This is a genomic window from Paenibacillus sp. AD87, assembly GCF_001659845.1.
In the GTDB taxonomy this organism is placed as follows: Bacteria; Bacillota; Bacilli; order Paenibacillales; family Paenibacillaceae; genus Paenibacillus; species Paenibacillus marchantiae.
This window is the reverse complement of record NZ_LXQN01000007.1, coordinates 1,001,860-1,017,446: the sequence shown is the minus strand read 5'-3', so window position 1 is coordinate 1,017,446 and position 15,587 is coordinate 1,001,860. Positions and strand designations below refer to the sequence as shown.

Below are 15,587 nucleotides of genomic sequence, written 5' to 3'. Positions count from 1 at the left end.
TCCCAGAAATGGATTCGCATCGACTTGAATGAGCGTTCTGCACATGGTAGGATATTTATGCAGTCAGCTCATTCTAAGTGATTGCAGATAGGAAGTAGCGGTGTTCTTCTCGGGACTCACGCTGCTTCCTTTTTTTTATTTTTGGAGTTCGTCGTAAATCTTCTCAATCCCTTTGCGAACGATGTCTGATCGGTTCGTATTCAGCTTCTCAGCCGAAGCATCGAGCTTATTCATAATTTCATCATCGACACGTATCTCGATCGTCTTGCTTTTGGGTTTGTCAGATTTAGGACGCCCCATCTTTTTGGAGGACATCGCTTCACCTCTTTTTTTGTCCTGACATTAATATATTATTGTCAGGACAAAAAGTCAATTCATTTGTAAAACATACGTTCTTTATTTTGTGGCTTCCAAATTAAATACATGTAGATCGTCAGTTCAACTCAAAAAAAATATCACTCATGTTATATGTAGCTATGACTTGTACTTTAAAGTATGGATCTGTTTTTGACAAAAAAACAACCCTGAAAGGCATTAAGCCGTTCAAGGTTGTTAAGGGCTGCTCCTCAATATGAACTTTCCTGAATCACTGAACTGCTTGTTATTGTATTTTATTCAGCAATGGTATTATAACCTCATCCAATTTCTCAAGCATCTCATCCTCCGTAGGATTTTCTAATATTCTTTCTAAATCGCCCTTTAACATAATCAAATATTTAGAAGGCAATCTACTAATTAGTCCCGTCAGCATAAAATATTCCCATGTAGAGTCTCTTATTTTAAATACATTTTGAATATGAGGAATAAGTTCTTCTCCAAATCTTAAAAGTAAATCTTCTACGGATCTGAAAATGGGCCAATTCCCATCCTGCAACCACTCCGTAAGCTCAGGAATGATATCTCGCAACTCTTCATTACCTAATTCACTTAACTTACGCACCGCTTCAAAATCAGACTTGTCGCGGGGAAGCCATTCTCTAACATTCAGACCTATCTCCTCTTTTCATCCAACATTGAAATCCTACATCCTTACTCCTGCTCCCCTACTGGCTCAATGTCTTCTACTTTTACTTCTATTGGATCCTGAATATCCGTCGTTGATATTGCATCTCGCATACGAATGGTCCATATTCCTATATCCTTATCGAAATCAACATTCTCAATTACAGGAATACGTACTTGCTCTCCGTCTGATGAGTACAGTCCACCCCGAATCGCATCTGCCTCACTTAGGTGAGCACCGTCTGGAGTGGCCGGACAGGATACAGCAATCGTTTCCGCTCTGGCCTGACCGGGATAGGGCTGATTTTCCGGGCTGCCATCCGTCCAGATCTCAACATAGGAGCCGATCTGTGGATCAGGCGCATTGGAGAACCATTTTGCCGGATAATACCGACTTTCTCCTTCGTTCGCACCGAAGTCTTCATATGCAGGATCAACCACTAGAATGGAATTGCCTTCGCGGTCAACCACATAACCAGTGAATCCATTATCACTTGGGGGATTCGCTTGAGTTTGCACAGAATTACAATCGATATGTCCTGAACATCCAGTAAGGCATACGATCAGGATTGAGAGCGATATCAGAACTCGACGAAGATGGGACATATGTAAATCCCCCTTTATTAACACCTATTTCTACCTTCAACATTCAATATATGCTGATTGTTGCATGCAAACATACGTTTATCATAATCATGCGGGCAACAAAATCACTTCTTCCCGTATTGCTTGTACCAGTACCTCCCCCAGATCACTAATGCCACGCATAACAAGAGGGCACAGTATGCCCAGGTAAAAAACAAAGCCAGTCCCAATCCAATGTTGGCATCCAGCCGCTCTACACCCCACTCTGTATACATCGCAAAGCCCAAAGGTACAGTCCCCACAACAAATAATCCGATCAATAATCCTCCCCAACGTCTGAAGACGGACTTGGCTCCTTCCTTCGAATTCTTTCTAATACCCTGCACCAAGATGACCAGAATCAAAATCAATATCAGCCAAGTCATGAGAATTTCCAGCATAATGTTCATAACGTTCGCCTCCTCCATTTAGAATCGTTTTATTTTTGTACAAAGGTTTTCCACCTGTTTGTCCATTGTACTGCCAACCCGCTTTCGATAAACTGATCACATTCGAACTAAATTGATAATGATTATCATTATCTAATAAGTAACCTATGCGGGAGGAACCATAACGATGAAAGCAACACGCAAGCTCGGTACCCTTATACTCATGATTACCCTGATTGGTGCACTGCTATCTGCCTGTGGCAGCAAAGCAGAACCATCCACTACGACCGCTGAAGCAGAATCAGGTGAATCCACCACCTCAACTCAAGCGCAGTCCGAACAAAGTGAAACCAAGAGTTACACCGACTCCCTAGGCCACACGGTAGAGATTCCGGTCAACGCGAAACGTATTATTTTCACAGGCAGTGATCTGGGAGATTTGCTTGCCCTGGATGTTAAACCAGTAGGTGCAGCCCTAGGCATCATTGGTGATCAGATCGCTTATCCCGAATTGCTGGATGGGATTGAAGATGTAGGCGACTTGCAAGGCGATCTGGAGAAAATCACTTCACTAAGTCCTGATCTGATCCTGCTGGATGCTGGCGGCAGTTATTATGAAGAGAACCAATATACTTTGTTGTCGAAGATTGCTCCGACAGTAACCTATGACCGTCTATCAACCAATGAACGTGTGAAAGTCTTCGGTGACATTCTAGGGAAAGAGCAAGCAGCCGAGGAATGGATCAAAACCTATGCAGAGCAATCCGAGCAAGTACGAAATCAGCTTGATTTGCCCACAGGTGTAACCGCATCCGTCTTTCTCCAGCTTGGCAAAGATATGTACGTGATGGGCAACAGCGCACTTGCCGAAACTGTGTATGATACATTGCAATTCACCCCTGCTCCCAAAGTTAAAGAATCCTTGATTGATAAAAATGAACGTTTTGCCAACATCTCCAGCGAGCTGCTGCCGGAATGTGCAGGTGAATACTTGTTTGTCCTCACGGATCTATCAGAGGAAGAGCGAAATAACAGTGACTCCATCATGACGACCGACATCTGGAAGTCCATCCCGGCTGTTAAAAACAATAAAGTCTACTATTTTAATACCAAGTGGAACTTTGATGATCCGATTACCAAAGAACGACTGATGGACGAACTGCCTTCCATACTAGGAAAATAACACATCAATTCACGAAGCGTTAGGATCTTCAGGATAAACCATTTTGCTAGAGAAGCATTATCTGTAGGGCTACTGCCCTCCACTCATGACCGGTGCAGTTCCTGACACACAGGAGCCTCCGGTTATTTGCCATTGAAAAAAAGCGCTCCTTTATATACAATCAACTATAATTGATAACTATTCTCAATAAATATGCTATGAAAAGAGGATTCCGTGTTGAGACAACTTACCCAGAATACTCCGGATCTTCTGTCCTTATCCTATGCCAACTCGCAATCCCATTTGCTCAGCAAACTGCTGACACCGAGCATCTCCTCCGTTCTTAAAAAGCATTCCCTGCTCTCGTTTACTTCGGGAAAAGGAACTTTATATGTACAGGACATCCCTGTACCCGTCAAAAAAGGAAACACCATGCTCCTGCATCCCCAGAGTCAGATTCAATTAACCGGTGATGGACAGTTAGACGGAATCTATATCTCTTTTGACGTGTTTGCCAGAGGTAGTAAAGAACCAGCATCTGCCCTGGACCGTCTTTTTCCTTACGGACAGCCTATACCTATTCGTCCGTTCTCTCAATATGTTCATTTGCTTGAACAACATGTTGGATTTGGGGAAAACGCATCAGATGAGATGCAACAGTTCAGACAACAGATTATTTTACAGGAAATGATCGTACTTCTGCTGGAAAATGCTCGAACCGTTCGCAAAAGTACTCATCCGGATGAATCGGTGCGCGCCACCATTCAATACATTGGGAAGCATTACACAGAATCACTTACAGTTGAACAGCTTGCAACTCAGGCCAGTATGGGACGCTCACAATATAGTTCACGAGTCCAGAGCATAACGGGGTATAAGCCGCTGGACTATATTACCCGGTTACGAATCGAACAAGCCAAGACCCTGCTGATGCGCACAGATGATCCTTTACGTGAGATCGCTCGCAGCGTAGGTTTCAGCGATGAGTACTATTTCAATCGGCGATTCAGCCAGATGACGGGATTTTCACCCAAACAATATGTTCGTCAGCATCGAAGCGACAGGAATTTCTCATCCACATGGAACGTATCCCGAACTTCACCTGACTCTCGCTGGGAAAACATATGGTCTGCTTCTTCCGTACAGGCACCATCCGACTCAGAGAATGCACCTAATGAACCTGTTCCATCCTTTCCATCGATTCTACCCGTTGCTGTTAACCCTGTGCAGTCTAAACGGACAACACACTCTCCCAAAATTGTCACGATGGGCAGTATGGTCGGACACATGCTGACACTGGGCATTCGGCCCGTTGGCGCAGAACTCACCATTATCAGGCATCAAGTCGTATACCGGAACCAACTGCAGCACATTGAAGATGTGGGTGTAATCAACAATACTTCTGCTATCGCAGGTCTGGCACCTGACCTTATTGTCTATGAGCACCGTTCGGACGCGATGAGAGAATTGCTTGAGCAGGTGGCGCCCACACTGACCATCAATCCGGCAAGCAATACCGCCGAGCAACTGCGCAGTATTGCCAAACATGTGGGTGAAGAACAGAAAGCGGAACAGTGGATTGCCCACTATGAAGAAAAACACGAACATATGTGGAGACGCCTGGGCGGAAGTACAGGCACGGGAGAAACAGCAAGCGTGCTGCTTGAGCTGGATGGAGAGTGGTATGTGATGGGGGTTCAGGGGTTCCCACTGACACTCTATCATCCCCTTGGGTTCAGCCCTCCCGATACCGTGGCTTCCCTGATGAAGAACGATGTTCGTTTTCTCAAAATTCAGAAGCATGAAGTGGCCGACTATGCAGGTGACCGCCTGTTCGTATTAACCTCCAGCAACCGTCGTCATGACGCCCATCTGCGACAACTTCTCAATCAGACCAGCTGGGACGAGCTACCCGCCTCTGTTCGTGCACACACGTATACCACTAATGCCAAATGGAACTTCGATGACCCGATCACAAGAGATCGTTTGCTCAAAGTCATGCCACGTATTTTAAACCATCCGCTGACTTAGTTTGCGTGATTCACTTCTCTTGCCATCTGGCACAACGTGATATTAAAAAGTAGAAAAGACGCCTTCGCTTACTCAGGATCATGAGTAGACGAAGGCGTTATTTTTTTACTCCTTATACAGCTCTCTTATAATACGTTCACAAACTCTCTGTTACGTTCAGGCACCGAACTGTGCATAATGCAGACGACTGTATACTCCACCTGCTTCAAGCAATTCTTCGTGTCTGCCCTGCTCAGTAATCCCTTGCTCGGCAACAACAATAATGCGATCCGCATTTTTGATCGTAGCCAATCTGTGGGCAATAACCAGGGTAGTCCGTCCTTCGGACAATTCCGCAAGGGATTGCTGGATCGCTGCTTCTGTCTCAGTATCCAATGCAGATGTAGCTTCGTCCAAAATTAGAATCGGAGGATTCTTCAGGAACATACGCGCAATGGACAAACGCTGTTTCTGTCCGCCGGACAGTTTCACACCGCGTTCACCAATTAACGTGTCCATTCCTTCCGGCATGGAAGTGATCAGTGTTTCCATCTGTGCACGACGAGCTGCCATCCAGATTTCTTCTTCTGTTGCATCCAGCTTGCCATACGCAATATTCTCACGAACGGTTCCATCGAACAGGAACACGTCCTGCTGAACAATTCCGATCTGACTGCGCAATGAATCCAGCGTCATGTCTTGAATCTCCTGACCATCGATCGTGATGCGACCTTCCAGCACATCATAGAAACGAGGCAGCAGACTGCACAGCGTTGTTTTCCCTGCACCCGATGGTCCAACAAGGGCCACTGTTTCACCAGCGTGAATATTCAGATCAATCCCTTTAAGAACAGGCTCCTGATCCGAATAGCCAAAGGTCACCTGCTCATATCGGATATCTCCACGCAGATGAGATACCGTAGTGGCACCCGGTCGATCTTCAACGTCCGGCTCCATATCGAGCAATTCCGTATAACGTTTGAAACCCGCAATCCCTTTTGGATACGTCTCAATAACGGAGTTGATCTTCTGAATGGGTGTAAGAAACACATTGGACAGCATAATAAATGCAATAAATTGACCATAGCTCATACTGCCTTGAATGACAAACCATGTGCCGCATACCAGTACAAAGAGGGATACCAGCTTCATCAGCATGTAACTGATGGAAGAGTTCCAGGCCATGATTCTGTACGCGATCAGTTTGGTCTGACGGAAACGGCTGTTGTTTACAGCGAATTGTGCTTTTTCATGCTCTTCATTAGCAAAAGCCTGAACCACGCGAATACCACTTACATTGTTTTCTACACGTGCGTTGAAATCTGCTATATCCCCGAACATTCGGCTAAATGCCTTGGACATCTTGCTGCCAAAATACAAGGATAGATAAATAATGAGCGGCACGATGATAAATGTTAACACGGCCAGATTTCCGTTAATGCTCATCATGATGCTGAATGCACCAATCAACGTCATTACTGCGATAAATACATCCTCCGGACCATGATGGGCAATCTCGCCGATATCCATCAAGTCATTGGTCATACGAGAGACCAGGTGTCCGGTTTTGGTATTATCAAAGAAACGGAATGATAACTTCTGTACATGATTGAAAAGAGCTTTGCGCATATCGGTCTCGATATTAATACCAAGCTTATGTCCCCAGTATGTAACAACAAAGTTGAGGAACGAGTTTAATAGATAGATCGCGAGCAGCGCAAGACATGCCCATAATATCCAGTCCCAGCGTCCCCCTGGCAAAAGGTCATCCACGACTCTATTGACTGCCAGCGGGAAGGCCAGTTCCAGCAGAGCTACGAAAATCGCGCAGCTAAAGTCCAGAATGAACAGCTTTTTGTAAGGCCTGTAATAGGCAAAGAAACGGCGAAGCATGGACTGAAGTCCTCCTTATAGCAACCATATAACATGGTTGCTTTCTATTTCGTTTTGCTCAAGAGATACAGGAAGTACGGGGCACCAATGATGGCAACCAGAATACCTGCCGGAATCTCTGAAGGCTGCAAAATTACGCGTCCCAGCGTATCTGCAACAAGCACAAGCAATGAGCCGACCAGTGCGGATGCAGGCAAAAGGAACTGATGTTTTGGTCCCACGAGACGACGTGCCAAATGTGGACCAATCAGACCCACGAAACCAATACCGCCACTGACGGATACGCATGATCCTGCCAGTCCCACGGCTGCAGCCAGCAGGATCAGTCTTTCGCGTTCCACCGGAGCGCCGAGACCACTTGCTGTTTGGTCGCCAAGGTTCAGTACATTGAGCACACGGGCTTTATACAGAACAAGCGGCACAAGGACAATGAGAAACGGCAGCAACGCCGTTACGAATTTCCAGTTGGAACCCCAGATGCTACCTGCCATCCAGGTGGCCACAAATTGATACTTCTCCGGGCTAAGCCGAAGTGTTAGTACGATCATGGCTGAGCTGATTCCTGCCGCTACACCAATCCCTGTAAGCAACATGCGCGTAGGCATGAGACCTTCTCCCTTTTTGTAAGAGAGCACATAAATCAGAAATGCAGCAAAAGTTGCACCGATCAGGGCCAGGATTGGCAGCAAAAATACCGGAGCCGCCGTTGTTGTCGGGAAGAAGGAAACAAACAACATAACAACCAATCCGGCACCAGCGTTGATACCGAGAATCCCTGGATCAGCCAGAGGATTTCGGGATACCCCCTGCAGAATACAACCGGATAGCGCAAGTCCCGCACCGACCAGAACCGAAATGACGATACGCGGCAAACGGAATTCAAACAAGATCAGTTCCTGCTTAGCTGTCCCACCGCCAAACAAGGTCCGCATAACCTCAAGTGGAGAAAGCCGAGTGAACCCTGTATTCATACTGATAATAAAAGCTGTAATAATCAACGCACCAAGCACAATCATGACAATGGTGCTTTTTGTTCTTTTTTTGCGTTCTGCTCCAACCAGAGTTGAGGATTCCATCGTTACAGAGTCCTCCTTTCTTTACGCGCCAGATAGAGGAAGAAAGGTACCCCAATTAGGGCAACCAAGGCGCCAATTGGCGTCTCATATGGCGGGTTAATCATACGTGCAGCCAGATCCGCGAATACGAGCAGCAGACTGCCCATCACTGCGGAACATGGAATAATCCAGCGATAATCGACCCCAACTAATTTACGTGTGAGATGGGGAATGATGAGCCCTACAAAACCAACAGCACCAACCACGGATACGGCTGTACCCGCAAGGATCAGTACAACAATCAGACCAACCAGCTTAATCAAGCCAGTACGTTGACCCAATCCAACGGCGATGTCTTCCCCCAAGCTAAGCAGCGTAATAGAGCGGGAGATAATAATCCCTGCAATAAGCGCAGCTAATACCCAAGGGAACATGACTTCCAACTGGGACCACTTCGTCCCGGCTACACCGCCCGCTGTCCAGAAAGCGAGATCTTGTCCAATTTTGAAATACAGTGCAATCCCTTCACTGAGTGCTGACAGCATCGCAGACACTGCCGCCCCCGCCAGAACCAGCCGGAGAGGTGTAAGTCCGGATTTGGATGCTGCACCGAAACCATAGACCAACAGAACCCCAAGTCCTGCACCAACGAAGGAGTACAGAATGATATACATATATGGCATGCCTGGGAAAAAGGCAAAGCAGACAGCGAGCGCAAATCCTGCGCCAGCATTCAGTCCGAGCAAACCGGAATCTGCCAGCGGGTTACGGGTCATTCCCTGCATAATGGCACCGGCTACTGCGAAGCAGGCACCCACCATTGCTCCGCCAAGAATACGCGGTAACCGAATCTCCCATATAATCTGATGCGGAGTCAGTTCAGGATTAAAGTTAAAAATCGCCTCCCATACAACGCCCAGCTTGATATCTGCGGCCCCAAACGAAATGGACAACGCCATACCCAGCGCGAGCAGCAGAATCCCCCCTGTCAGGATCAATGTGGCAGCCCAGGGACGAGTGTGTATTTTGGCTGTCGGTGATTCCGTAGGTTGACTTGCCGGTGAAACTTTCGAACTCATATGTCCCCACCCTTGTTATGAGTGATGTAGACAGATCCTATGTACATAACAATCACCTCTCTATTAATACATAACTGATATTGATTCTCATTCCCATAGACCATTGTATGTCAACTAGCTGTCTCTGGCAATGGACAAATGGGACAAGTTTATTGCATAAATGAATTTTTGTACTAAAAAAAGCTGCATGGAGTATAAGAACTCCAATGCAGCACCTTGGTTTTACATATGATTTAACGACTATGTACAGCAGTCAATGCTGCCAGCACATCCGGCACATCTGTAATAATTCCCTTCACACCCATGTCGATCAGTTCCTGCATTTCGGCAGGATCATTCACCGTGAACGGGTGTGTTGCAATTCCCTGAGCCAACGCAGCAGCAACTTCTTCTCGTGTTACAGCAACCTTGTAGGGATGCAGAGCAGAAGCTTCCAGTTTGGCCGCATAATCATATGGGCGGTACAGCTTTTCCATATATAAAATTGCTGTGCGAATTTCCGGGGCAAGACGTTTGCACCTCACTAACGAGGCATGATTGAAGCTGGATAGAATGACCTGTTGTTCCATGCCCCAATCCCGAATCGCTTGTATCAACTTTTCTTCCATTCCCTTATAACTAATAACACCATTTTTCAATTCCAGGTTAAGTAGAATGTCTTTCCCCCGAACCAAATCAAATAATTCATCCAAAGATGGAATACGTTCTCCAGCAAAATCGGCATGGAACCAAGCACCTGCGTCAAGAGTACGTAATTCTTCCACTGATTTATCCTTGACCCAGCCTTCTGCTCCAGCAGTGCGACTTAACGACTCATCATGTATCAATACCAGACTACCATCACTGGAAAGCTGGACATCCGTTTCAATGCCTGTCGCTCCAAGCTGCAAGCTGCGTTCAAAGGCCACCATCGTATTCTCGGGGCATACGGCAGATGCTCCCCTATGGGCGATATTCTCAATTCTTTTCATTCCAGAGCCTCCTGAGTTCAACATTAATTCTATGATTCTCACTATAAACGCAGTTTGTCATACCTGTATTAACAGAGCGTTTAATTGTATGATCCATCCGTGTATAGGGCAACATCTTGGAGGGCTGGGGATTCACTCATTTTGTGAACTCAATCTGTAAAGCAGACATAATATAGTATCAGTCATAGACAACTGCACTCCGCTGTAAGGAGGTCGCCCATTGAAACCCCTAACGAAGAACAGATCTGTATCTTCCAAATCTTCCTCCAAAAAAGCTCCCTTGCCCAGAATTCCTGCCAAAAGCAGATCCGGCAAACCCAGCAGCAAAACAAGAACGCCCCCCGGACCACGCCAATACATGAAAAAGGCATCCGTTCGAGGGCTGTCTGTTCCCGACAAAACAAGTAATCAATCATCTGTTATTAATGAACAGAGTCAACTGGATAAGTTGGCTTTTATCGCTGCCATCCTTGCTCTTATTGCAGCCGCAATTGGACTATATATTGCCTGGAGAACACTCAGTTTGCCTGGTGATACTGAGGTAACGGTCTAACTCCCCTCGCCCCACTCTGTCTCTCTTTTCCATAGAGGCGGAGTTCTTTTTTTTGGAGACAGAAAAAAACCGTTCCCCTGAGACGCCGACCGTACCGGCGTCTCTTTGGAAAGGCCATTTCTTCATCGGGCATTGCCCCGGCAACTATGTCACCGTCCCGGAATGGCTGACCGAATTACAGTAAGAATGTACGAGAGATGATAACGAGCAGGATGAACAACACCAGAATCGCGCCTGTTGATGTCCATGCTCCACCGCCAAAGCCGCCGTATCCGTAACCGTATCCTGTGCCTTTGATTTCGCTCATGAGTGACACTCCCCTCTTTTAAGAAAGTACACTATAGACTATGTTTGGGGAGGGAACTTGCTTGGGCACATCGGAAAGTTTTCCGCTGGAGCGGGTAGTTCTTTATCCTGAAGCTGTGACCACTTCTGGGTCAACTGTGCCGGAATATAGGATGACATCCGATTCAACAGTTCAGCCGGATCAGATTCCAGACTCCATAGACTGAGATGTGAGGTATTGGAGAATCCTTCATGCACGCTATGCTCAACCATTTTCATCAACGGCTCGTAATATCCGTTTACATTTAACAAACCAACGGGTTTACGATGAATGCCAATTTGTGCCCAGCAAAGAACCTCAAATAGTTCTTCAAATGTACCCATACCACCAGGAAGAGCCACAAATCCGTCGGACAGCTCGGCCATCGTTGCCTTGCGTTCATGCATCGTTCCCACTTCAATCAGCTGCGTAAGACCTCCATGTACGACCTCTCCCCGGAACAAGCCAGTCGGCATGACACCAATCACTTCTCCACCCTGCTCCAGAGCAGCATCCGCGACTGCACCCATTAATCCCATACATGACCCGCCATAGACGAGTGCGTACCCGCTATCGGCGATCTGTTTACCCAATTTAATAGCCTGCTGTGTGTAATCGGGGTGATTTCCCGGGTTGGAGCCTGCAAAAACACATATACGTTTCAATGGGTTTCACTCCTTCTCATGATCTATTTCATTAGTGTATAACATGAATGTAAATACTATGTTACATCACTCATCATACTCAAGTGAATAAAAAAAACACCCGACCGTTTGCAGCCGGTCGGGCTCCCATAATTAGTACACATCATTTAGAAGGGGTTGTTACTGTTTACTATAAAGGCCGAACATTAAATCCATATGATCTTTGCATGAAATGAATATTAAATATCAGTGGAATTATCGTATTCCACGCCGTGAGCGCACCACAAACATATGCTTGTCCTTACGAAGAATCCGGCCGTCTGCAAGCTCAACCTGATCATCATCATGCCGTATAATCGTTGTGGATAATGCTACAATTTTGGCCCGACGCCAAATCATAACCTGTGATTTGAAATAGATGGCATTTTCAAATTGTACGGCCTTTTTCATCACATATCCAACCTTATGCACCTCGGATCGCGCTTTTTTCAAGGGAAGGCTCTCTTCAGGCAGAGGCCGGATCATTGCGATATTGTCGAACGATACCTTGATCCGCTTGGGTCCGATTCGTACACAATCCGCTTCTTCATCCCACTCGACCAGCGTTCCTTTCAGTGGCTCTCGTATGCCGGTTGCACGATATACGGCTACTTTCCGTCCTACCCAATGTCGCAATGCCATCGCCCCCCCGTTTGTCTAGTTTTCCGGTATCGTCCAATCAATCGGTTCAATACCTTTGGAGGTCAAATATTCATTGGCTTTGGAAAAAGGACGACTGCCCAGGAAGCCACGATGTGCTGCAAGCGGACTTGGATGCGTAGACTCCAACACCAGGTGTTTATCCCGATTAATGAATGCCCCTTTCTTCTGGGCATGACTGCCCCAAAGCATAAATACCATCGGTTCTGAACGTTCATTCAATGCCCGGATGACAGCGTCTGTAAACGTCTGCCAACCCAGTCCCTGATGGGAGTTCGGCTGTCCTTCCCGTACCGTCAGAACCGCATTAAGCAGCAGCACGCCCTGCTCTGCCCAATGAACCAGCGATCCGTGATTCGGAATCGGCAGACCCAGATCCGCGTGAAGCTCCTTATATATATTTTTCAAAGAAGGAGGAACGCGCACCCCCGGTCTGACTGAGAAACTTAATCCCTGAGCCTGACCCGCTCCGTGATAAGGGTCCTGACCGATAATAACGGCCTTGACCTTATGATACGGGGTCAGTTTAAGAGCCGAGAACAAATCTTCCTTGGGTGGAAAGATGGTCTGTGTTTTATACTCGGCGGCGAGTGCATAACGAATGTTGTTGAAATACTCGGCTTCAGTCTCTTCCTGAAGTACAGAGTCCCAATCATTTCCAAACATATGTAAAGGCTCCTTTCCCTGATGAATACATATCCGTGCAGTCCACATAACGAACTGCCACCTGCGTGAGCCGTATCCTACGACTCATAGACTATCCACCATTTTAACATAACCGGGGACAGCAGACCAGAAGTGTACATCAGGGGATAGGGTTGCCTCTATAACTAACGTTACTTCAGACCGAGCATGGAATATCTATCGTTGTAAATTGATGCGCTCTGAATCTGTACAACAGAGTTAAAGCAATCCAGTACCTTGTTTATAGATAACTTAATCAGACTTGAACGGGTACGCCCTCATCTTTATTGACCAATAGAGTGCTTATTCTTCTGAGTCCCTCTTCAAGAACCGAACGCGGACATGCCAAGTTTAGACGGATACACCCGCCTCCATTAGCTACAAACATATGTCCATCTTCAAGTAATACCCCCGCTTGTTCAGCGAAAAATAAAGGCAGGTTTACATTTGCAGGGACGTATGCCGTAATATCAATCCATGCCAGATACGTAGCTTCCGGAATATGAAATACCGCCTGTGGCAGATAACGCTTCACATATTGATCCACAAAGGCAAAATTGTCATCAAGATACGTTTTCAACTGTTTCAGCCATTCGTCGCCATGTTCGTAAGCCGCTTGAGTCGCTGCAATGCTCAGCGGATTTTTGAACCCATAATGCCGTTTCTGCCAGATCGTTCGGAGTCCTTCATTTGCAATAATCACATTGGAGAACATTAGGCCCGCCATATTGAACGTTTTGCTTGGAGACATACAGGTAATGATTCGATCCGTATCCGGGAACAGCTTGGCAAGAGGCGTATGCTTCTTACCTGTACGCAGCAAGTCACAGTGAATTTCATCCGATATTACCCACACGTTATGGCTCAGACAGATCTCACCCACACGTTGTAACTCTTCTGTTGTCCATACGCGTCCAGACGGATTATGCGGATTGCAAAAAATACATAACGTAACTTGTTCATCACTGGCTTTGGCTTCAAAATCTGCAAAGTCTATTGAATAATGTCCCTGCTCGTTGATCAAATCTGAGCAAACTAGTTCAATATGATTATGCTCCGCAGCCGATTTAAAATAACCATAGGAGGGCGTCACAATCAGCACCTTCTCATTCGGTTTGCAAATAAATTCAACTAATTCATATAGAGCAGGAATGATCCCATGTGATGTCTCCAGATGCTCCTTGGGAAAGGACCAGCCATAGTATCTGTTCATCCAGTTGGAGACAGCTTCGTAGTATGCCGGATCGAACACCTGGGAGTACCCCATAATTTTCCGGTCCAAACGCTCCTTAACTGCTTCCCGTATTTCGGGAGGTGTGGCAAACTCCATATCTGCAATCCACATGCGAATAAATTCTTCATCCTTAAAGGGAAATTTCATATCTTCTGTTGCATTAAAAATATATTGACGGAAACCATCCGTATTCATGGCATTGGTTCCTGTGCGATCAATAATCTCATCGAAATCATACTTCATAGCCTTCTGCGCCTCTTTCTCTCTGTTCTCCATCCTGGGATGAGGTTCTGTTAGACACATTATTTCATGGCTTAGAAGTTACATCAAACGCAATACAATCTATTCAGAAGAAACAAATCCATCTTAATGTTTCGTCATAATAGGTATTTTCATGAAAAAAGTGTTATATTTTTCGTATAGATTGATTTTACCAAGGGGTTTCACCTTTTCTCATATTCTTAAGAAACTTAACAGAAGGAGATCCGATATGAACACCATCAACAAAGAAGTGGGCAAGAAAATCCGTAATTTTCGCAAATGGAAAGGGTTAACGGTCCAGCAGCTGGCGGATCAGATTCACAAAAGTAAAGCTACTCTGTCCAAATATGAGAGCGGTGATATTACACTTGATGTGGTTACGCTGCATCAAATTGCTAATTCATTGAACATTCAGGTGGAGCAGCTGCTGTATATTGAACCCAAGCAAGCCTCTCCTCTTATGAATACGGTACCGTCCAGCTTTTTCAAAAATTCCACGCGGTTTTATTCGTATTTTTATGACGGGCGCAATAACAGCCTCATTCGTTGTGTCATTGACATGATGGCACAGTCGGACGCGAATCGTTATCGAACCGTGATGTATATGAACGTCAAGAATTTTGAAAATTATCAGGAATGCGAAAATATGTATTGGGGCCACACCGAGCATTACGACACACTCACCACGCTGATTCTGAAAAATCAGGCTACACCGCTGGAGAATCTGTATATTAACATTCTGGCATCTTTTCAGGAATCCGAGAAAAAGTGGGGTTTGATGGCAGGTGTATCCTTCCGTCCCTTTATGCCCATCGCTTTAAAAATGCTATTCTCTCGAACACCCTTGCCTGAAAATCAGGAGTTATATAACGAGCTAAAAATGTCTAAAGAAGATCTGCGTACGTTAAAGATCTATAATATGCTCGCCGTCACCTAAATTTTCAACAGATGCTGATGGATCAGATTGATTGATTGGGAAATAACCCCTATATAACAAGAAAA

General features: G+C 45.9%; 17 protein-coding genes. 4 read left to right on the top strand and 13 right to left on the bottom strand.

Features of this window, described 5'->3' with window-relative positions; translation table 11 throughout:
• Nucleotides 1-135 precede the first annotated feature (135 nt).
• The 4 genes from gpAD87_RS04610 to gpAD87_RS04595 all read right to left on the bottom strand — a co-directional run bounded on the left by gpAD87_RS04610 (nt 136) and on the right by gpAD87_RS04595 (nt 2,036).
• Complete coding sequence (locus tag gpAD87_RS04610) at nt 136-315, bottom strand: ribbon-helix-helix protein, CopG family (RefSeq protein ID WP_063565545.1); 180 nt, start codon at nt 313-315, stop codon at nt 136-138.
• Nucleotides 316-601: 286 nt separating this feature from the next.
• A complete protein-coding gene (locus tag gpAD87_RS04605; RefSeq protein ID WP_063565544.1) occupies nt 602-988 on the bottom strand; it encodes a DUF5071 domain-containing protein in 387 nt (128 codons plus the stop codon).
• 41 nt (nt 989-1,029) lie between these two features.
• A complete protein-coding gene (locus gpAD87_RS04600; protein ID WP_064636518.1) occupies nt 1,030-1,608 on the bottom strand; it encodes a DUF3221 domain-containing protein in 579 nt (192 codons plus the stop codon).
• A 104-nt stretch (nt 1,609-1,712) separates the two neighbouring features.
• Entirely contained in the window at nt 1,713-2,036 is a 324-nt protein-coding gene (locus tag gpAD87_RS04595) for a hypothetical protein (protein WP_231952442.1), read from the bottom strand.
• A 166-nt stretch (nt 2,037-2,202) separates the two neighbouring features.
• Between gpAD87_RS04595 and gpAD87_RS04590 the strand changes: the two genes are divergently transcribed.
• Together gpAD87_RS04590 and gpAD87_RS04585 are read left to right on the top strand one after the other, a co-directional pair.
• The gene (locus gpAD87_RS04590; protein WP_064636516.1) at nt 2,203-3,198 is read left to right on the top strand and encodes an ABC transporter substrate-binding protein; all 996 of its coding nucleotides are present in this window, start codon (nt 2,203-2,205) and stop codon (nt 3,196-3,198) included.
• 216 nt (nt 3,199-3,414) lie between these two features.
• Complete coding sequence (locus tag gpAD87_RS04585) at nt 3,415-5,208, top strand: AraC family transcriptional regulator (protein WP_064636513.1); 1,794 nt, start codon at nt 3,415-3,417, stop codon at nt 5,206-5,208.
• A 156-nt stretch (nt 5,209-5,364) separates the two neighbouring features.
• Here the strand turns inward: gpAD87_RS04585 and gpAD87_RS04580 are convergent, their stop codons facing one another.
• The 4 genes from gpAD87_RS04580 to gpAD87_RS04565 form a co-directional block, all read right to left on the bottom strand.
• A complete protein-coding gene (locus gpAD87_RS04580) occupies nt 5,365-7,080 on the bottom strand; it encodes an ABC transporter ATP-binding protein (RefSeq protein ID WP_063565539.1) in 1,716 nt (571 codons plus the stop codon).
• Nucleotides 7,081-7,124: 44 nt separating this feature from the next.
• On the bottom strand, nt 7,125-8,156 hold the full coding sequence (locus gpAD87_RS04575) for a FecCD family ABC transporter permease (RefSeq protein ID WP_024631187.1): 1,032 nt from the start codon (nt 8,154-8,156) through the stop codon (nt 7,125-7,127).
• 2 nt (nt 8,157-8,158) lie between these two features.
• Entirely contained in the window at nt 8,159-9,214 is a 1,056-nt protein-coding gene (locus tag gpAD87_RS04570; RefSeq protein WP_063565538.1) for a FecCD family ABC transporter permease, read from the bottom strand.
• Between the two features lie 233 nt (nt 9,215-9,447).
• On the bottom strand, nt 9,448-10,185 hold the full coding sequence (locus gpAD87_RS04565; protein WP_064636511.1) for a glycerophosphodiester phosphodiesterase: 738 nt from the start codon (nt 10,183-10,185) through the stop codon (nt 9,448-9,450).
• A 220-nt stretch (nt 10,186-10,405) separates the two neighbouring features.
• Here gpAD87_RS04565 and gpAD87_RS04560 point away from each other — a divergent pair, with 220 nt between their 5' ends.
• The gene (locus tag gpAD87_RS04560) at nt 10,406-10,738 is read left to right on the top strand and encodes a hypothetical protein (RefSeq protein WP_064636509.1); all 333 of its coding nucleotides are present in this window, start codon (nt 10,406-10,408) and stop codon (nt 10,736-10,738) included.
• A 175-nt stretch (nt 10,739-10,913) separates the two neighbouring features.
• Here the strand turns inward: gpAD87_RS04560 and gpAD87_RS32435 are convergent, their stop codons facing one another.
• From gpAD87_RS32435 to gpAD87_RS04540, 5 genes are all read right to left on the bottom strand, one after another.
• A complete protein-coding gene (locus gpAD87_RS32435) occupies nt 10,914-11,045 on the bottom strand; it encodes a YjcZ family sporulation protein (protein ID WP_231952441.1) in 132 nt (43 codons plus the stop codon).
• 38 nt (nt 11,046-11,083) lie between these two features.
• Entirely contained in the window at nt 11,084-11,728 is a 645-nt protein-coding gene (locus gpAD87_RS04555; protein ID WP_231952440.1) for a TIGR00730 family Rossman fold protein, read from the bottom strand.
• A 234-nt stretch (nt 11,729-11,962) separates the two neighbouring features.
• Nucleotides 11,963-12,388 (bottom strand): hypothetical protein, encoded by a 426-nt coding sequence (locus gpAD87_RS04550; protein ID WP_125477324.1) that lies wholly within the window; start codon nt 12,386-12,388, stop codon nt 11,963-11,965.
• 15 nt (nt 12,389-12,403) lie between these two features.
• Nucleotides 12,404-13,072, bottom strand: coding sequence for a uracil-DNA glycosylase (gene ung / locus gpAD87_RS04545; RefSeq protein WP_064640745.1), 669 nt, complete (start codon nt 13,070-13,072; stop codon nt 12,404-12,406).
• 274 nt (nt 13,073-13,346) lie between these two features.
• Complete coding sequence (locus tag gpAD87_RS04540) at nt 13,347-14,567, bottom strand: MalY/PatB family protein (protein ID WP_064636505.1); 1,221 nt, start codon at nt 14,565-14,567, stop codon at nt 13,347-13,349.
• A gap of 247 nt (nt 14,568-14,814) precedes the next feature.
• Between gpAD87_RS04540 and gpAD87_RS04535 the strand changes: the two genes are divergently transcribed.
• Entirely contained in the window at nt 14,815-15,522 is a 708-nt protein-coding gene (locus gpAD87_RS04535; RefSeq protein WP_063565532.1) for a helix-turn-helix domain-containing protein, read from the top strand.
• Nucleotides 15,523-15,587: the final 65 nt, after the last annotated feature.